17 protein-coding genes and 1 pseudogene are annotated in these 16,724 nt (G+C 69.0%); 5 read left to right on the top strand and 13 right to left on the bottom strand.

Translation table 11 applies throughout. The features are described from left to right. Positions 1 to 149: 149 nt before the first annotated feature. Positions 150 to 1,427, top strand: coding sequence for an IS701 family transposase (locus ACFYPJ_RS23985; RefSeq protein ID WP_389020649.1), 1,278 nt, complete (start codon positions 150 to 152; stop codon positions 1,425 to 1,427). Positions 1,428 to 1,796: 369 nt separating this feature from the next. Here ACFYPJ_RS23985 and ACFYPJ_RS23980 read toward each other — a convergent pair whose 3' ends face one another. Continuing rightward, on the bottom strand, positions 1,797 to 3,068 hold the full coding sequence (locus tag ACFYPJ_RS23980; RefSeq protein ID WP_389020646.1) for an MFS transporter: 1,272 nt from the start codon (positions 3,066 to 3,068) through the stop codon (positions 1,797 to 1,799). 313 nt (positions 3,069 to 3,381) lie between these two features. After that, the gene (locus tag ACFYPJ_RS23975) at positions 3,382 to 5,358 is read right to left on the bottom strand and encodes a protein-arginine deiminase family protein (protein ID WP_389020644.1); all 1,977 of its coding nucleotides are present in this window, start codon (positions 5,356 to 5,358) and stop codon (positions 3,382 to 3,384) included. A gap of 382 nt (positions 5,359 to 5,740) precedes the next feature. Here ACFYPJ_RS23975 and ACFYPJ_RS23970 point away from each other — a divergent pair, with 382 nt between their 5' ends. Next, positions 5,741 to 5,878 (top strand): hypothetical protein, encoded by a 138-nt coding sequence (locus tag ACFYPJ_RS23970; RefSeq protein ID WP_389020641.1) that lies wholly within the window; start codon positions 5,741 to 5,743, stop codon positions 5,876 to 5,878. Between the two features lie 194 nt (positions 5,879 to 6,072). Here the strand turns inward: ACFYPJ_RS23970 and ACFYPJ_RS23965 are convergent, their stop codons facing one another. Continuing rightward, on the bottom strand, positions 6,073 to 6,393 hold the full coding sequence (locus ACFYPJ_RS23965) for a hypothetical protein (RefSeq protein WP_389020638.1): 321 nt from the start codon (positions 6,391 to 6,393) through the stop codon (positions 6,073 to 6,075). Between the two features lie 218 nt (positions 6,394 to 6,611). Further along, the gene (locus ACFYPJ_RS23960) at positions 6,612 to 7,055 is read right to left on the bottom strand and encodes a TIGR03618 family F420-dependent PPOX class oxidoreductase (protein WP_389020635.1); all 444 of its coding nucleotides are present in this window, start codon (positions 7,053 to 7,055) and stop codon (positions 6,612 to 6,614) included. A 269-nt stretch (positions 7,056 to 7,324) separates the two neighbouring features. Between ACFYPJ_RS23960 and ACFYPJ_RS23955 the strand changes: the two genes are divergently transcribed. Next, complete coding sequence (locus tag ACFYPJ_RS23955) at positions 7,325 to 7,858, top strand: GNAT family N-acetyltransferase (protein ID WP_389020632.1); 534 nt, start codon at positions 7,325 to 7,327, stop codon at positions 7,856 to 7,858. Positions 7,859 to 8,089: 231 nt separating this feature from the next. Here the strand turns inward: ACFYPJ_RS23955 and ACFYPJ_RS23950 are convergent, their stop codons facing one another. Together ACFYPJ_RS23950 and ACFYPJ_RS23945 are read right to left on the bottom strand one after the other, a co-directional pair. After that, positions 8,090 to 8,374, bottom strand: coding sequence for a hypothetical protein (locus tag ACFYPJ_RS23950; protein ID WP_389020629.1), 285 nt, complete (start codon positions 8,372 to 8,374; stop codon positions 8,090 to 8,092). A gap of 117 nt (positions 8,375 to 8,491) precedes the next feature. After that, positions 8,492 to 9,052: a TetR/AcrR family transcriptional regulator C-terminal domain-containing protein gene (locus tag ACFYPJ_RS23945; protein ID WP_389020692.1), complete on the bottom strand. Its 561-nt coding sequence runs from the start codon at positions 9,050 to 9,052 to the stop codon at positions 8,492 to 8,494. A 79-nt stretch (positions 9,053 to 9,131) separates the two neighbouring features. Here ACFYPJ_RS23945 and ACFYPJ_RS23940 point away from each other — a divergent pair, with 79 nt between their 5' ends. Then, positions 9,132 to 10,370 (top strand): FAD-dependent monooxygenase, encoded by a 1,239-nt coding sequence (locus ACFYPJ_RS23940; RefSeq protein WP_389020626.1) that lies wholly within the window; start codon positions 9,132 to 9,134, stop codon positions 10,368 to 10,370. A 151-nt stretch (positions 10,371 to 10,521) separates the two neighbouring features. Here the strand turns inward: ACFYPJ_RS23940 and ACFYPJ_RS23935 are convergent, their stop codons facing one another. Then, positions 10,522 to 11,406: an MBL fold metallo-hydrolase gene (locus ACFYPJ_RS23935; protein ID WP_389020623.1), complete on the bottom strand. Its 885-nt coding sequence runs from the start codon at positions 11,404 to 11,406 to the stop codon at positions 10,522 to 10,524. Positions 11,407 to 11,548: 142 nt separating this feature from the next. Between ACFYPJ_RS23935 and ACFYPJ_RS23930 the strand changes: the two genes are divergently transcribed. After that, positions 11,549 to 12,238, top strand: a complete 690-nt coding sequence (locus ACFYPJ_RS23930; RefSeq protein WP_389020620.1) for a TetR/AcrR family transcriptional regulator — start codon at positions 11,549 to 11,551, stop codon at positions 12,236 to 12,238. A 564-nt stretch (positions 12,239 to 12,802) separates the two neighbouring features. On the opposite strand, the gene ACFYPJ_RS23925 is transcribed toward ACFYPJ_RS23930, so the two are convergent. The 6 genes and pseudogenes from ACFYPJ_RS23925 to ACFYPJ_RS23900 all read right to left on the bottom strand — a co-directional run bounded on the left by ACFYPJ_RS23925 (position 12,803) and on the right by ACFYPJ_RS23900 (position 16,447). Next, on the bottom strand, positions 12,803 to 13,423 hold the full coding sequence (locus ACFYPJ_RS23925; protein ID WP_389020618.1) for a class I SAM-dependent methyltransferase: 621 nt from the start codon (positions 13,421 to 13,423) through the stop codon (positions 12,803 to 12,805). Positions 13,424 to 13,518: 95 nt separating this feature from the next. Continuing rightward, on the bottom strand, positions 13,519 to 14,187 hold the full coding sequence (locus ACFYPJ_RS23920; RefSeq protein ID WP_389020615.1) for a glyoxalase: 669 nt from the start codon (positions 14,185 to 14,187) through the stop codon (positions 13,519 to 13,521). 5 nt (positions 14,188 to 14,192) lie between these two features. After that, positions 14,193 to 14,495, bottom strand: a pseudogene (locus ACFYPJ_RS23915) (AraC family transcriptional regulator); the annotation flags it as partial. 480 nt (positions 14,496 to 14,975) lie between these two features. Beyond that, positions 14,976 to 15,596 (bottom strand): dihydrofolate reductase family protein, encoded by a 621-nt coding sequence (locus tag ACFYPJ_RS23910; RefSeq protein WP_389020612.1) that lies wholly within the window; start codon positions 15,594 to 15,596, stop codon positions 14,976 to 14,978. Beyond that, a complete protein-coding gene (locus tag ACFYPJ_RS23905; RefSeq protein ID WP_389020610.1) occupies positions 15,596 to 16,102 on the bottom strand; it encodes an SRPBCC family protein in 507 nt (168 codons plus the stop codon). The genes ACFYPJ_RS23910 and ACFYPJ_RS23905 overlap by 1 nt, the downstream gene beginning before the upstream one ends. A 3-nt stretch (positions 16,103 to 16,105) precedes the next feature. Beyond that, the gene (locus tag ACFYPJ_RS23900; RefSeq protein WP_389020607.1) at positions 16,106 to 16,447 is read right to left on the bottom strand and encodes an ArsR/SmtB family transcription factor; all 342 of its coding nucleotides are present in this window, start codon (positions 16,445 to 16,447) and stop codon (positions 16,106 to 16,108) included. Positions 16,448 to 16,724: the final 277 nt, after the last annotated feature.

Here is a 16,724-nt window from a genome sequence, read left to right as displayed (position 1 = left end):
GCCTGCACATGTGTGGGGTGGGCGGACGGGCAGCGAACGACGGGAGCAACGGGGCGGCCGGCTCCCAGAGTTCATCAGAAACCAGACGCTCCGATAGTAGGACTCCGTTAGGTCTTTCGCGTGGTCCTGTTCAGCGGCATGGTGGATGGGTGGACGCACATGAAGTGGACCGTGTTCGGGTGAAGTTGGCGTTATTCGTGACTGATGTGTTCGCGTCGGTGCCGCGGAAGGACCAGCGGGCCAAAGGCGACTGCTATCTGCGGGGACTGATGACGGACGGTCGCCGCAAGTCCGTCCAGGCCATGGCCTCGCGGCTGCCGGACGGCAATGAACAGAACCTGCAGCAGTTCGTGAACCAGTCCACATGGGATCCGGTGCCAGTGCGCCGTCGGACCGCCGGGCGGCTGGTGCCGCGGATCGGCCCGGATGCCTGGGCGGTGGATGACGTGTCGTTTCCCAAGGACGGCAGGATGCCGGTCGGCGTCGCCCACCAGTACTGCGGCGCGCTGGGCAAGCAGGCGAACTGCCAGGTCGCGGTCAGCGTGCATGCAGTCTCCGACACGGCTTCGTGTCCGCTGAACTGGCGGCTGTTCATGCCCCGGGAGTGGACGGACGACGCCGTGCGGCGCCGGCGGACCGGCGTCCCCGAGGACGTCGGGCACCGGGAAAAGTGGCGGCTGGCGCTGGACACTCTGGACGAACTGGCCACATGGGGCCATGTGCCGCCGCTCGTGGTGGCGGATGCCGGCTACGGCCACAACGCCGACTTCCGGGGCGGGCTGGATGAGCGGGGCATCGGATACGTCGTCGCCGTCCGGTCGGATGTGACCGCCCACCCGCAGGACGCACAGCCCCTCACACCGCCCTGGTCCGGCAACGGCCGCAAGCCACAGCCCCGCTACCGGGACGAACCCGCCTCAGTGGCCGCCTGGGCCGCCCGCCGCGGACGGCAGGCGTTCACCGAGGTCACCTGGCGGGAAGGCTCACGTGGCCCGATGCGCTCGCACTTCCTTGCCATGCGGGTACGGCCGGCCGGCGTGCGCCCGCGCCACCTGGCCCAGGCCGCTGCCGTCACCCGCGACGGCCACTGGGACGGCGTCCTGCCCGAGGTAACACTGCTGGTCGAATGGCCCCGGCAGGCAGAGGCACCCACCGGCTACTGGCTCTCCAACCTGCCCGACGACACCCCGCTGGCCGAACTGGTCCGCCTGGCCAAGATCCACTGGCGCATCGAACACGACTACCGGGAACTCAAACACGGCCTGGGCCTGGACCACTTCGAAGGCCGCTCCTGGAACGGCTGGCACCACCACGTCACCCTGGTCACCGCCGCCCACGCCTTCCTCACCGAACAGCGGCTGGCCCCAAAAGCTCACACACCGGCCTCACCCTCTACCAGACCCTCGACGCCCTCCAAGACGTACTGAACTGCTGGACCGGCCTGTGCACAACATGCCACCAGCCCCTGCCCCGACCCCGGACCAGACACCACCCATCAAGATCCATACCAACCTAACGGAGTCCTACTAGATCAGCACCCGCGAACGGCATCATGCCGCACGAACATCAAGTCACGTGAGACAACCGCTGAGGAACCGGTGTCGGCACCCTGGAGTGGGCGGCCGGTGGCGGGACGGTGCGCGCGGAGATCCCGCCGTCGGCGAGCAGTCCGGGCACCGGCCCCTCCATCACTTCGACTCCGCGGGCCCCGAGCCAGCTCCGTCGCCGCTGGGAGCGACATGTCAACGAGCAACGCCCCCGCCGTCGAGCAGGGGCGTTGATCGAGATGGTCTGTTTCAGGATGCCTTTCGGCCGGCGGGCTTCTCGATCTCGGTGGTCACCCGTGCCCCTCGCAAGAGCGCCGGGAGCCACAGGAGACAGGCCAGCAGGGGGACCGCGGCGTAAGTGGCCATACCCACGCTGGAGCCCAACCCGTCCATGAGCGCGCCGAGGACGAGATAGCCGATGCCGATGAGCACCGACTCCACGAATGTGATCATCGACAGCAGGCTCGCCCGGTGGCGCGACGGCACTGCCTCGTTGAACACGTTGTCCACGATCACGGCGGTGATCTCGGGAATTCCGACCAGGACCAGGAACGCGGCGATGGTGACCCAGACAAGGCCGAGGCCGCTCAGGCCGAGCGCCACGGCGAGCGTCAGGAGAGACACCGGGACGATGACCCGATACCCGATGCGCCGGTCCGCGCGGTCCGACAGCAGTGGAGTGAGCCCGCCGGCGAAGAATCCCGCCGATATGACCACGCTGACCAATGCGGTGCCCGCTCCCTGATCGGAGAGGGTCTTCTGCGTAAAAATGATGTACGGCGTCAAAGTCGCATGCATCAATCCGGACACCACGACAAGCGTCACGAGCGCCGGCGTGGCGACCCGAAGCATCGCCCGCCAAGCTGTGGCGTCGCCGTGCTCCTCCTCGGCTCCGTCCTGCTCGTCCACCGCGTCCGTGCCGCGGATCTCGGGCACCCGTGACATCAGCACCACCACGGCCAGGACGAGGCACGCCGCCGAACCGACGTAGACGATTCCCCAGGAAATCTGCTGCAGTTGGCCGCCGAGGACGATGGCGGCTCCCGAGGTGACCGTCCCGAGCATGGTGTACCGGGACCTGATCCTGACGTACCCGGCCGTGGCACCGCGACGCACGAGCAGGTCGTACAGCAGGGCGGTGTCCGAACCGGACACACATGCCATGCCCACGCCCTGCCCGATGAACAACGTCAGGAACACCCAGTAGTTGGAGAACGACACCTGACCGAGCAGACATCCGGCTATCAGCACCTGGCCGATCACGATGCCGGCACGCCTGCCGATTCGGTCGGCGATGACTCCCGTCGGCAACTCCGCAAGTCCGCTGACCAGGTAGAGCAGTGTCTGAAGCAGGGCCACTTGCCCGGCGGAGAAGCCGCGCTGCTGAAGGAAGAGGACGAATACGCCGCGCTGGAACAGCGTGTTGGCGAGCACGGCGTATACGTAGAACGGGCGCGTGACGCTTCGTGCTGCATCGCCGACTGCAGCCGACCCACCAAGGGCCTCCGTGGTGCCGGTCATGCTGCGGGCTCCCCCTGGTGACTCCGGTGATCATCAGAGATTGTCTCACGTGGCACGTTTCGCGAGCTTCTTGCAGCAGGTCAGGGCGGCAGCCATGGCCAGGCCGCGGCGGCCGCCCACCGATCCGCACCTACGGCGACCGGCGGTCACCGCCTGCGAACCGGACCGGGACGCCGCGCGGTCCGCCGGCGGTCACCGCCCGCTCCGCGGGTCCGGGTGGCGCGCTCCGTCCGCGGTCACAGGCGGGCGGTCCCGGGGCGGGCGTGCTCGCCGCCCGGCCCCACCGAGCGGAGCCGGGCCGCTCCAGGACGGTTCAGCGGTCGCGCCACCAGCGGGCCCCGGGGCCGAAGACGTCCCGGAGGGTGTTGGTGGCGCAGTGGATCTCCCCCTCGCTGACATGCACACCGGTGAGGTCGTCCACGTAGCTCACCCGATAGCCGGTGCTGCGGAAGGCCGCGGTGATCGCCTCGGCGAAGACGTCCTTGCCGTCCACGACCGGGCCGTACGGCTTCGGGGCGACATAGCGGCCGCCGTTGAGCACGAGCCCGTTGGCGGTGCCGGGAATCTCGGCGACACCGTCCCGCATCGCCGCAAGCTGCTTCTGCTTGGCGTCCTTGGCCGGGCCGTCCTCCATGTCGCGGATCTCTGTCTCCAGCATTCCGTAATCAAGCGACCGAGCCGTGAAGAGGGCCGGGACACGGATGATCTCGGCGTCGGTCAGACCGGTCTTCGCCCTGAGCACATCGAGGTTGGCGTCGATCCGTTCGGCGGCCCGCTCGTTGGTGCCGGTGAACTGGGTGTCGGCGAGGAAGGCATCGACGGTGCGCTGGTCGATGCGCTCGTCGTACGGCCACTCCAGCTTGGGCAGGCCACCGTGCAGGAGTTCGCCGCCGTGGCCCTTCTTCTGGACATCGCGCAGGAGGGCGAGACCGGCACGCGGGTCCGCGACCACAGCCCGCCGACCGAGCCGGCTGCCGGGAACCGGGAGGAACTGCACGAACTCGTCGACGTGACCGATGGTCAGCCACGACGTGTCCAGGGAAATCGGGTCCTGCATGCCCTGCGCACGCAGGAAGGCGAGCATCTCCGGGGCGGGACCGGTCTTCCCCGGGACCAGGCCGTCCCCGCCGATCACGACACGGCCGTGCGGGTTGCCGGGGCTCGGCGGCACGGTTTCCAGGTTGCCCATCGAGTCGTAACTGCTGTTCTCGTCCATGTCGGGGACGTGGCTGATGTGGACGGCGGCCACGTCGTGTCCGGCCAACTCGGTGAAGGCGGTGCGGGCGGCGACGCGGCGCTCATCGTTGACCGAGGTGATGAGGACCCGCATACCGCGCGGGCGGCCGTCCGGACCGGGGATCGCGGTGTAGCCCGGCTCGAAGATGTCCTGGGCCCAGACGTCGCCCTTGGTGTCGAGGGCGCGCGAGGGAGACGTCACCCCGCCGTCGGACAGTGTGGCGTCCAGCTCCCTGACGAAGGTCTCGGACCTGGTGTCGCCCTCGGTCGCAGACCGCAGCACCTCCTGAACCGGGGCGGTGTTGAGCTGGGTGAGCACCGGGGCCTGACGCAGCCTCAGATCTGCCGACGCGCCGGCGCCGTCCGCGGTGACGGTGAGCGTGACGCCGGTACGGCCGTCCCAGTCAGCAGCGTCCCTGATCACGTCGAGGCCCTCGACCCCGAGTTCCACACCGTGCCGCAGCTCCTGCGCGGTCAGCCGGGTCCGGGGGCCGACCGCCTCCCAGCCGAGCGGTGCCGAGCCGCCGGGCCGGTGCACGAAGAGCCGGATCCGGTGGGCATCCTTGGCCGGAATCGTGATCCGTCCGCTCGCGGAGGCAGGGGCATCGGCCCAGGGACGCGTGCGGAACCGGGCGAGGTCGGCCTCGTCGCTTCTTCCGTTGACGATGTCGTCAGCGGCGTCGTTGCAGGCCCCGAGGTCACGGTCGGTCTTGTTCTGGTCCCGGCGGTGGGCGCGGACCGCCTCCGCCCACTCCGCCTCGGCCTTCTCCCGATCGGGCTCCTTCTCCAGCTCGGCCTGCTTCTTGTACAGCGCGTCGTCGTTGGCGGCCTCGCGGTCCACAGCCTCCTCGACCAGGGTGTGGGCCCGGTCCCGGCACGCGCCCGCGTCGTCGTCGATGTTGGGGAGGAAGAGCAGGTCCGGGCCGGCTTCGGCGGGTTGCTCCGCCCGGAGGTCGGCGCGCGGTGTGCCGACGGCCGTGGCGGGAAGGGCCAGGCTGAGAAGGCCGGCGCTCACGGCACCCGTCAACAGGATGCCTCGGGTGTGGTGTCTCATGGCGCGCATCCTCACAGGGCAGTGTGTGATTCCTGTCAGGATCCTGTCGGCGGGAGGCCAGCGCCGGGCGGCGGCCGCGGCGTCGACGGCGAACTCGGCCTGGACGACGTCGTCGGCGTCCAGGCCGTAGACGGTTCCCGGCGGCGCGGCGGCGAGCAGCTGGGCCGATGCGCTCCCGCTCCGCGAGTTCCGCCGGGCCGCGGATGTCGTCGGCCAGGTCCTCGTGCCGGGATGTCTGCCGCGCGTCGAACCGTGCGTCCTCAAGGGCCACCGTGACGGCGTCGGCGTCCGTCCCCTTCGCCCGGCGTCGAACGACAGCGGCGGCCGATGGGCGCGGGGTAGACCGGCTCCCGGGGCGCGGCGGCGCGCGGGGGCGGCGCGAGTGCGCCGGGACGTCCAGGGCGTGGTCTTCCTCGGCCTTGCATTCGGATGCGTGGCGCAGGCCGCCGCCGGAGCGCTTCTGCGGCGGCCCGCCGAACTGAGCCGCAGCACGGTAGGCGTCACCTACGGCATCGGCTGACCTGCGGCTTCGACCGGGCGAAGCACGACCGTTGGCACTGGGGCGGCGCGCTGTCTGTCACCAGCAGCGCGCACAGCAGGATCAGTGTCACCGGCTCCCGCGCTGCGCCGATCGCCTGAGCCGCCCAGCAGCCCGGCGGAGGGAAGCCCTGTCTGAACTGTGCGCCGGGCCCTGACGGAAGTCGCTCCAACCGGTCACAGACCGGCGACGTCCCCGATTCTGTTCAGCACGGAGTCGAGCCCGTCCACCACGGCGTTGTGCCGCTTCGCGCGCGCCGCCCGGTCCGCCGGCACCAGCCGCGCGGCGGCCTGCACGGCGTAGGCGTCCGGGTCGCCGAAAGCAGTCCGCGGGTGCTCTCCCGTCACCGCGCAGTGCCCCGTGACATCCTTGACCGCCTGGAGCACGACTGCCCGGTCCACGCCCGGCTGCACGGCCAGCCGTACCTGGAAACGCGCCATCCACTTTTCGCGGTCCTTCTCCATCGCCACGTCCGTCTTCTGGTCCTTCTCCGTCACGCGCTCTCCCGGGTGATCAGCAGCCGTCCGTCATGGAGTCAGACGCCATGACATCGAAGTGGGTTGCGGAGGCGAGAATCTGGTGAGCTGCGGGTGACTGCCGGCAGCCGCACCGGCTGAGCACTTCAGCTGGCGAGTGAGCAACCGGGCAAACCGGTCGTTCCCTCTCCGAGGTGAAGCTGTGTTGGCGGTGACGATCGCCACGACGGGTGTGCCGGTCAGGGAGCAGGGACAGGGCCGCCCGGACGGAACCGCTCCACCCCGACGATGTGCCGGACCTTGACCGGGCGCACGATCACCGCCACCCGCTGCTCCCCCGGCATGATCCACTCAAAGTCGCTGCCCAGATACTTGCGGGCCAGCCGGTCCATCCGGTCGTGTGCCTCCCGGCCCTCGATGAAGCGGGCCACCACACCACTGATCTGCACCCGGTCGAACGGGTCGGTGGCGTCCGCATGCGAGAGACAGACACGGGGGTCACGACGCAGATTTTCTTCCTTCACACGGCCCACCGAGGTGTTGAACGCAAGCTCCCCCTCCCCCTCCAGATCCACCCACATCGGGCTGACCTGCGGAGCGCCATCGGCGAACACGGTGCCGACGTACCAGATGTTGGGAGCCTGCAACCGGGCTCGGACGGCTGCATCGAAGGTCGCAGTCATCCAGGAAGGCTACCAACCACGACCGCTGGCACAGCAGTACGGGAAACCATGAAGGCCGCCAGGCGAAGCAGATGCCCGGTCAACCATCACGGAGGTGACAGGGCTCGTCGAAAACGGCTCTGACCGCAGTTCCGTGAACGATCTTGGTGCTACGGCAGGCTGCCACCGATTCGGCCTCACCTCGCGACCGCACCGACGAAGTGCCACGTCGCGTACCCGGGCGGGCGCCGGTTACCGATGAGGCCGTTGCCTTCGGCAGTATGAGCACCATGACTGAGATCCGTACACCCCGCCTCCTCCTCCGTCGCTGGCATGACGACGACCTCGCGCCGATGGCGGACATCAACGCGGACCCGCGGGTCACGCGCTGGATCGACGACGGCTCGGTGCGCGATCTGGAGCACACGGTGGAGGCCATCGAGCGGTGGGAGGAGGAGTGGGAGGAGGAAGGCTTCGGACTCTTTGCCGTCGAGCTGCTGGCCTCGGGGGAGCTGGCCGGCTTCACGGGTCTTTCGGTGCCCGAGTTCCTGCCGGAGGTACTGCCCGCCGTGGCGATCAGCTGGCGGCTCGGCTCACAGTTCTGGGGTCAGGGATACGCATCCGAAGCCGCCCATGCCACGCTGGAGTTTGCGCTCCAGGACCGCGGCCTCGACCGTGTCATCAGCATTAACCGAGTGGGTGACGACGCCTCCGAGAACGTCATCCGCAAACTCGGCATGGTGCCGGAGCGAGAGACGGTACACCCGGTGTACGGCTATCCGCTGCGCGTTCACACCATCGATCTCACCGAGTTCCAGGCGTGAACCAGCAGAGCCGTCGATCGTCACAAGACAGCCGGCCACTGTCCCTACTTCCCCGACCGCCTTGATCGCCACGGGGTGGACACCCAGGCAAGAGACGTTGCTTTCACGTCGCTGACCTGTGCTTTCACGAAACTGCGGACAGAGCCGTTTTCAAGACTCTGGCCGGAGTCTTGTGAATGGCCAGGCCGGCAGCTCGGGAACACCAGGGATCCAGCCCCACTGCGGAGGTCTCTACCCAGCAGCCACGACCTGGCCGGCCGTGACCTGAGGAGGGTTGGGAAGCAGCGACGCGAGGTTGTCCCGTACGAAGTCCGCCGCCCTCTTGACCGACTCGCCGGCCCCGGCCCGGTCTTCATAGATGCTGGTGGAGACCATCACTCCATCCCCGCCGTCAATCCAGTAGTAGGCCACAAAGCCGGGGACCTGGCGGAGGAGGGGGACGAATCCCTCGTCCACCCGGCGTCCCGCCTCGGCAGGATCCGTCACCCCTTCGTACCGCCGAACCACTGCGTACATGGCTGATCTCCTCGCGTATCCCAAGGCCACCTTGCTCCCAACGACATACCCCTCAGCGCGCATCTCCCGTTCGTGGCACACCCGGAAGACACTCGGATAGGTGCATGGGTCGACCCCCTACACCTCGATACGGTGCACCAGGCCGTTCAGGATGAGCCCGAGACCCGCCTCGAACGCCGACTCGTGATCGATCACCGGCACGTCGACCGGTAGATCCGCGCCGTCACCGGGGCCGGTGTCTGCCTGCTCTTCCAGGACGCTGCCGACCGTGAAGCGACCGGCGGCCAGCATCGCCATCTGCGCATCCCGCTCAGGGACGCCTGAAGCTACGAGGAAATCCATCTTGCGGTGGATCCGGTCGAGGTCGCCGGTGGGGGTGCTGCCCGCGTGGAGCCGTGCGCCGTCCCGGCGCATCAGCAGGGTGCGCCTGAAGCTGCGCGTGTTGTCCGTGAACCAGTCGCGCCAATCGTCGCCGGGCGTCGGCAGGGGTGCGGTCGCATGGGGTTCCATCGCGGCCTCCGCCATGGCGGCGAGTAGGTCCTTCTTGGTACGGAAGTACCAGTAGAGCGACGGCTGCTCCACGTTCAGTCGCTTCGCCAACCGTCTCGTGCTGACGGAGTCCAGCCCGACCTCGTCGAGCAGGCCGAGCGCCTCAGCGATGACGGCCTCGCGGTTCATCTTGGTCACGTTGACAATCTATCGCTGATAGATGACCCTGGGAAGAAATCTTTCACTGATAGATTTTGGAGGGATGGGCATGACGAAGGGATCGGGCAAGCAGCCCCTGCGGGTTCTCGTCGCCGGTGGTGGGATCACGGGGCAGGCCCTGGCCTTCTGGCTCACCCGGGGCGGCCACCGGGTGACCGTCGTCGAACGCTTTCCGGCGCTGCGGGCCACCGGGGCCCAGGTCGATCTGCGGGGGCAGGGCATCGAGGCCGTCAGGCGAATGGGGCTTCTCGACGCCGTCCGAGGCAAGCTCGTGGACGAGGCGGGCGTCGCCTTCATCGACGCACGCGGCAGGGCCAAGGCGACGATCATGGCCAACACTTCCGGGAAGGGCCGGCAGACCCTCACGTCCGAGTACGAGATCATGCGCGGGGACCTGGTGCGCATCCTGCACGATGCGACGAGGGACGACACCGAGTACGTCTTCGGCACAAGCGTGAACGGCTTCGAGCAGGACACCCACAAGGTCGTCACGCATTTCTCCGACGGGTCGTCCGGCGAATTCGACCTCCTGGTCGGTACGGACGGCCAGGGATCACGCATCCGGCGAGCGCTTCTCCCGGAAGGTCTCGACCCGTACTGGCGGATGGGCATCCACATGGCCTACTGGTTCGTTCCGCGCATCGCGTCCGACAGCAACATCCGGGACACCTACATGGTCCCGGGCGGCCGTCAGATCATGCGCCGCAGCCACAACCCGAACGAGACCCAGGTGTACTTCGTCATACGGGAAGAATCCGAGGAAGCCTCGGCGATCCACCGGGAACCCGTCGAGCGCCAGCAGGAGTTCTGGGCGAACAGGTTCCGCGACGCCGGATGGCAAACCGAACGCTTCATCGAGGGCATGAAGACCAGCCCGTTCTTCTACTCCCAGGAGATCGTCCAGGTCCGCACCGACACCTGGTCCAAGGGCCGCGTGGTCCTGGCCGGTGACGCCGCGCACTGCGCCTCCCCCTACAGCGGCATGGGCATCTCCGGCGGCCTGGTCGGCGCCCACGTCCTGGCCGGGGAGATCAACCGACACCCGGGCGACCTGCCGACCGCGCTGGCGGACTACGACCGCATGCTGCGTCCCTTCGTCAACGAGGTCCAGGGCGAAGTCAACCCGCGCCTGCTGCGTCTGGGCATGCCGATGACCCAGCGCGCGATCGATACCTTCCAAGCGACCACCGCGCTGGCCTGCTTCCTGCACATCCCCGAACTCGCCGCGCGCCTGTCGCAGGAGGACCGCGGCGGCAACTGGCAACTCCCTGAGCTTGTTCCGCTTTGACGGACACCGTCGGTGTGGTGGTCAGGCCGCGAGCTGTTCACACTGCGGGCTCAGCGTGTGCGCGAACCGCGTCCCGGCCCCTCAGGGCCAGGACGCGGCCGGGCAGACGCCGACGTGGAGGTGGGGTGGGTACGGATGTGCCGTGCGTGGTTCAGCGTGTGGGCCCGGCCTCGTAGAAAGTCCGAGCGGCAAAGCTGATCCATTCCGGCCGTTCCCAGGTGTTCCAGCGGGCGCGGGCGTCCTTGTCGATCGCCTCTGCCGCTTCGTCGGCCGAGGCGCCGGCTGCCCGCAGGCGACCGGCTTCCTCACGGACGTGGGCGAGGTAGTCGCGGACATCGCGGATCAGCGACACATCGGTCACCTCGCCATGGCCGGGGACGACGATCTCCGGGTTGAGGGCGGCGAGCTCATCGAGCACGGTGATCCAACGCCCGCCGTCGACGTCGGCGTCGTACGGCGGGAAGTACGGCGTGATCGGGAAGATACGGGTCTCGAACAGGTCCCCACCGAACAGCACGCGGCCGTCGATGAGCACGGCCTGGTCGGAGGCGGTGTGCGCCGGGCCGACGGTGCGCAGCACCGCTGTGTGGCCACCGAGATCGATGTCGGCCTGGCCGTCGTAGGTGAGGTCGGGGTCGACGAGTTCGGCACCTTCGAGTTCGGCCGCGATGTGCGGGCCCAGCCCCTTGAACATGTCGAGGTACGCGGAGCCCTTGCGGTGCAGCTCGTCGCGCTGTCCCCGGTTGTAGACGATCGTTGCGGCACCCTTGAAGGCCTGCGCGCCGAAGCCGTGCTCGGGGTGGAAGTGCGTGACGGTGAGATACAGGCGCCGGTCACCGGCCAGGCGTCGGGCCTGCTCCAGAACGTGTGCGCCATTGCGGGGGCCGATGCCGGTGTCGATGACCAGCGCGGCCTTCTCGCCCACGACGATGCCGACGTTCGGGACGAGTTCTACCCGCTGGTCGGGGATCACGAAGACGCCCTCGGACACCTCGACCGGCTCGCCGCTCACGACCGGTGCCGGCTCGCCGCTCATGTCAGGCGCCCCCTGTGCGGTCGGCTCGGTGCTCGCCGTACTCGATGAAGGTTCGGTGGCGCACATGGCCCCACTCCAATCTAATCATCGTTCAGATGTGCCCCGAGCATAACAGCAATCTGAGCAGTGTTAAGATCAGGGCATGGCCAAAGGGAACTACCACCACGGGGAACTGCGCAACGCACTGCTGGACGCGGCAGAGACACTGGTGTGCGAGCGCGGCGCCGAGGGCTGGTCACTGCGAGAGGCCTCAGCCCGGGTCGGAGTCAGCCCGAGCGCCGCCTACCACCACTTCACCTCACGCGACGCACTGGTCCACGCACTGTCCGGAAGGGTGCTCGCCCGGCTCGGGGAACGCCTGAGCGGCGCCGCCGGGCAGCAGCCCGACCCCGGTTCCGACCACCAGCAGCGCCTGGTTGCCATTGGGCGCAGCTACGTTCGATGGGCCCTGGAGGAACCGGCGGTGGCCCGCCTGGCCTTCGGCGCCGGAGCCACCGACTCCGAGACCGCGATCTCACCCCACCCCCATGACGTGCTCGATGCAGAACTCGACCGGCTGGTGGATGCCGGCTGCCTGGCCGTCTCGGCACGCCCCGGGGCCGAGTTCGTCGTCTGGGCGGCCGTACACGGACTCGCCACCCTGCTTGCCGACGGGCTCATCAGCCTCGACGACACAAAGGCCGTCGACCGGGAGGCAGAGCGCGTCGTCCGAGCCGTCCTCAGCGGCCTGACGCAGGAAACTGAAGCGTCCCCGAAGTGGCCGACCGCACGCTCCGCCCACACAGAGCGTCTGGCCAAACGGCAGACCGGGAGCTCCTCCGGTACGCCGTAGGGGCACGGTGATGGCCTGTCAGGCTTGCGCAAGGATCTTCGCCGGAGGATCTGCCGCAACACGGCTGGACCGGCTGCCGAAGGCAGCGCAGAGATGCAGGCGGCAAGTCACCTCCGGGCACGGAGCGATGCGCGGACGATCTGCGCCGCATCATCGAGGCACTCGCAGGACCGGAGCAGCCTGTGGCGGCACTGTGGCCGGAACGGTCCCTCGGCTGACGAAGAAGAGGCAGGTGGGGCGCCCAGGCATGGCCGTGCGTCCGACGTCGCGCAGTCTCTGCTCGAAGCCGCCGGCAGGAAGGCCCGTTGACACAGTCGATGGCCACCAGCGTCGGCGGGCCACTCGCACGGTCGTACGGGTCCGTGCTCGGTGCCAGGGGCCAAGGCGAACCGCAGCGTCGAGACGGGAGGTGGCGGCACCTGGAGCAGGACACAGGCCCCGGGCGGTCGGCGCGCGCCCCAGGGGCGGGGAGGGTCAGGTGGCGAAGCCGCCGTCGGCGGTGATGGTGGCTCCACGTCATGCTCTTCGGCCGCCCCTGGAACCCGGCCAAGGAGAGCCAGGGCATCAGCGGCGTCGAGCCCAGAACAGCGCGTGCCCGCCCTCGCCCTCGGGTACGAACTCCTCCCGCTCGACCGTCAGCCCGACCTGAGTGATCCATGTCCGGTTCGTGGCAGCGTCCGCATGACTCCACCACATGGCAGCCCCGCCACCCAGCCAGTCCTCGTCAACACCCGTCCAGGCCCGACAACCGGTGGTGCCCACGAACCAACCGCCAGGTCGCAGCCATCCGGCGACCTTCCGCAGCAACGGAAGCTGTTCGTCGAGCGGGATGTGGATCAGCGCGTAAAAAGAGACGACCGTGTCGAAGGAGGCCGGCGCGAAGTCCACGGCCGTAGCATCGGCGCGGATGAACTCGGCCTGCGGCACGAGCTCCCGGGCCCGGCGGATCTGCACATCACTGATGTCGACGCCGGTGACATGGTGACCTTCGGCCGTCAACGCGCGAGTGACGGGAACCCCGCTTCCGCACCCGAGATCCAGCACCGTGCCTCCGGCCGGGATACGACCAGACAGTTCGCTGATCCACGACTGGTACTTCGTCTCGGCGCCATAAGCCTGGTCATAGTGGAGGGAGAGCGCGTCGTACCCCCGCCGGACCAGCTCTTTGGGATCCTCAATGTCCACGCCGGCGCACGTTAGCCGCCCGCCATGAGAGGTCGCGAACTGTTTTCCCCAGTTGCTCAGCAGGGTAGGTCGGGGCGGGAGTTCGGGGCCGGGAGTCAGGACAGGGCAGACTCCGTGGACGACGCGGAGGTGAGCGACGTGGCCGCCTCCCAGGCGAATCCGTCCGGGTCGGTGAGGGGGACGGCGGTACTGCCGAGGACGATGCGGTGCGAGCCGGTGCCGTCGGCGGCGACGCCGAGGTCCTTGGCCAGGCTGCGGCGCTTGTACAGCGCCAGCTTGACGGGGCTGGACTCGTCGGAGGTGAACTCGGTGTACTTGCCGCCGAAGCTCCTGGCCACGGTCAGGCCCCGGCCGACGTAGAACTGCTTGGTGGCTTTCACGTCCTCGACGCCGAGCAGGAGGACGATCTCGTCGATCTCGCGGGTGGCCGGGCCCATGTCCTTCTTCGCCGAGGTCGCGACCTTCCAGATCGTCCCGTCGGGCGCCTGGACGACGCCGCCGTAGCCCCACAGCGACTTCGCGGCGGGCTTCAGCACCGTGGCGCCGGCGTCCACGGCGGCGTCGAGGAAGCTGTCGACGGTGGCAGGCCGGGACACCGTGAGCGCCAGGGTGAAGCCGCGGAATCCGGTGGAGGGCGCCTCGGACGCCCGCAGGCGTATGTGCGTGTTCACTCCGAAGGCGGTGTAGAAGCGGTGGGCGGCCTCGGGGTCGGCCACCTCAAGGGTGACGGATGCGATGGACGTGGTGGATGCGGTGGTTGCCATGGTCATCACGCTAGGGGCTGCTCGGCGGCCGGGGCTTCTCCATTCCTGACCGGTCTTGCCACCGGCTTCGCCACACACGCCGGCCTCCCCTCCACCGTCACCGCAGGCCCCGCATCACTGGCCGTGGTTGTGGTATCGGCACGGCCTTCCGCCGCGTCCGCCGCGCGGCGGACGCGGCGGAAGGCCCCGGGCAGCATGCCGAGCAACTCTGTGAAGCGAGTGGTGACCGTGCCCGGCGACGCGCAGCCGACCGCGAAGCAGACCTCGGTGACGCTGAGGTCGCCACGCCGCAACAGCGCCGTCGCGCGTACCTCGTCCGCCGGCTCTCCCGCGACGGACAGCCCCTCATCACCGACGACCTGCGCGCCGTGATCACCAGCCGCAGCCACGGCCTGCCGCTCCACCTCGACCTGCCGGTGATGCGTTTTCCGGAGATCCGCCGCACCCCGAACGTACCCCCACGCCCGGCGACTTCGACCACGACTTCCCGGCCCTGATCTCCCGGACCCTGGCCGACCTGCCCCCGGACGAGCGTCACGTCCTGCGTTCGGTCAGCCTCCTGGACGCCCGACCTCCCCCGGGCCACCCGGACCGCCGGCCTCGCCCGCGAGGCACCGGCGATGCGGCCGATCGAGCGCCCCTTCATCCGGGACAACCCTTTCGGGCTCTGGCCGTACCACCTGCACACAGTGATCCGCTCCACCCTCCACGGCGCCGACGACCACACCGACGACCGCTGGCGTGTGCGCGGTAGGTGCTCGGGGCGCTGAGGTGGAGTGGTGGTGCGGCTACCGTGGGTGCACGGCGTAGGTCAGGTGCGTCACCCGCGACGACGGCTCCGAACGGACCGGCTCCAGCGCGACCCTGGACGCGTCCACGCCCTCGAACAGGCGGATTCCGGAGCCGAACAGCACGGGTGCCAGCGCGATCGAGAACTCGTCGACCAGGCCCGCGTTCACGTACTCCAGGATCGTCGCGCCGCCGCCCGAGATGCGGACGTCGCGGTCGCCGGCAGCCTCGCGGGCCTGGTCGAGCGCGGTCTCGATGCCGTCGTTGACGAAGTGGAACGTGGTCCCGCCCGGCCTCTCCCAGGGGTCACGCTTGGTGTGTGTCACGACGAAGACCGGCGTGTGGAACGGCGCCTCCTGCGGCCACATCTCCTCGCCGGCGTCGAACATGCGCTTACCCATCACGCTCGCCCCGGTGCGCAGGAACGTCTCCCGCGCGATGTCGTTGTCGCGCCCTTCCTCGCCGCCCACGCCGAGCTTCAGGTTCTCCCGGAAGAACCGCAGGGGGAAGATCCACCGCTGCAGTTCCATCCACTGCCGCCCCATCAAGTCCTCGGAGGACTCGGGCGCGATGAACCCGTCCAGCGACATCGACACGCTGAAGAACACTTTCCCGGCCATCAGCCCTCCGCCCCCTTCCGAAAGACCTCGGCGACGTATGCAGCCAGGTGGCTCAGGGTCTGCCGGCCGCCCTCGATCGCGTGGTACTTCTCGACCGCCTCGTCGCGCAGTTCCTTGGTAGGAAACACCGTCTGCATCACGATCCGGGTCACCGCGCCGTCCGGTGCGAAGGTCAGGACCGATGCAAAGGCGTTCGGGTCGTCGCGGTACTCACCGTGCAGCAGTTCGATCCGCTCCGGCGGGGCGATCCGCTGCCAGCGGATCCACTCGGAGTAGTCGGTCCCGTCCGGCCCGTGCAGCACGAAGTCCCACTCCCCGCCCTCGCGGAACTCGAAGGACCGCGTGGTGGTGGTGAACCCCTCCGGACCCCACCACCGCGACAGGTGCCGGACCTCAGTGAACGCCTCGAACACCAGCTCCCGCGGGGCGTCGATGACCCGGGAGATCACGATCTCCCGGTCTGCCGTCGCCGGCTCCGCCCGCGTTTCTTGCCTTGCCCTTACCATCGGTCATTCCTCCGGACGTGTCTGCTTGAGGTCCTGCACGTAGGTGTCCAGCCGGTCGAAACTCTCGTTCCAGAACCGCTCGAATCCGCCGGCCCACTCGTGGACCGGCCGCAGCCCGCGGGCGTCCAGGCCGTAGAGGCGCTGCTTGCCCGCCTCGCGGACCCGCACCAGCCCCACCTCCCGGAGCACCCGCAGGTGCTTGGACGCCCGCGGCTGACTCATCCCCAGCTCCTGGGCCAGGTCGGTCACCGGCCGCTCACCCGCCCGCAGCAGCGCCAGGATGTCCCGGCGCTGCGGCTCGGCGATCGCGTTGAACGCGTCCGACGTCGTCGCTGCTCGTGCCATGGCAGCCATCGTATGCCCATATCGGAATGCGTCAACCGGCGGGGAGTCGGACGATTCTTGCCAGATGGCGATTGCAGGCCCCCCGGCCCCGCCCCAACCAGGGACGTGCGGCGAACCGACCGTCAGGGCGCTTGGGCAACCAGCCGCGGTCGGCGCCCTTGGTCATCTTCGCCCGCAGCGGCTCCAGTCCGCCGCGCACCGACGCGTCCAGGCCCAGCCGCTCGCCGACTGCGCCGGCGCAGGACCCAGGGTCGCCGCCGTGCCCGCCGCCGTTCCA

Source organism: Streptomyces sp. NPDC006012 (genome assembly GCF_042871185.1).
In the GTDB taxonomy this organism is placed as follows: Bacteria; Actinomycetota; Actinomycetes; order Streptomycetales; family Streptomycetaceae; genus Streptomyces.
This window is presented reverse-complemented; position numbering and strand designations above follow the sequence as displayed.

What these genes read in the sequence shown, in the direction of transcription:
- ACFYPJ_RS23980 (WP_389020646.1), bottom strand. Translation starts at nt 3,068, where the DNA reads ATGACCGGCACCACGGAGGCCCTTGGTGGGTCGGCTGCAGTCGGCGAT.
- ACFYPJ_RS23975 (WP_389020644.1), bottom strand. Translation starts at nt 5,358, where the DNA reads ATGAGACACCACACCCGAGGCATCCTGTTGACGGGTGCCGTGAGCGCC.
- ACFYPJ_RS23960 (WP_389020635.1), bottom strand. Translation starts at nt 7,055, where the DNA reads ATGACTGCGACCTTCGATGCAGCCGTCCGAGCCCGGTTGCAGGCTCCC.
- ACFYPJ_RS23955 (WP_389020632.1), top strand. Translation starts at nt 7,325, where the DNA reads ATGACTGAGATCCGTACACCCCGCCTCCTCCTCCGTCGCTGGCATGAC.
- ACFYPJ_RS23950 (WP_389020629.1), bottom strand. Translation starts at nt 8,374, where the DNA reads ATGTACGCAGTGGTTCGGCGGTACGAAGGGGTGACGGATCCTGCCGAG.
- ACFYPJ_RS23945 (WP_389020692.1), bottom strand. Translation starts at nt 9,052, where the DNA reads ATGAACCGCGAGGCCGTCATCGCTGAGGCGCTCGGCCTGCTCGACGAG.
- ACFYPJ_RS23940 (WP_389020626.1), top strand. Translation starts at nt 9,132, where the DNA reads ATGACGAAGGGATCGGGCAAGCAGCCCCTGCGGGTTCTCGTCGCCGGT.
- ACFYPJ_RS23935 (WP_389020623.1), bottom strand. Translation starts at nt 11,406, where the DNA reads ATGAGCGGCGAGCCGGCACCGGTCGTGAGCGGCGAGCCGGTCGAGGTG.
- ACFYPJ_RS23930 (WP_389020620.1), top strand. Translation starts at nt 11,549, where the DNA reads ATGGCCAAAGGGAACTACCACCACGGGGAACTGCGCAACGCACTGCTG.
- ACFYPJ_RS23920 (WP_389020615.1), bottom strand. Translation starts at nt 14,187, where the DNA reads ATGGCAACCACCGCATCCACCACGTCCATCGCATCCGTCACCCTTGAG.
- ACFYPJ_RS23910 (WP_389020612.1), bottom strand. Translation starts at nt 15,596, where the DNA reads ATGGCCGGGAAAGTGTTCTTCAGCGTGTCGATGTCGCTGGACGGGTTC.
- ACFYPJ_RS23905 (WP_389020610.1), bottom strand. Translation starts at nt 16,102, where the DNA reads ATGGTAAGGGCAAGGCAAGAAACGCGGGCGGAGCCGGCGACGGCAGAC.
- ACFYPJ_RS23900 (WP_389020607.1), bottom strand. Translation starts at nt 16,447, where the DNA reads ATGGCACGAGCAGCGACGACGTCGGACGCGTTCAACGCGATCGCCGAG.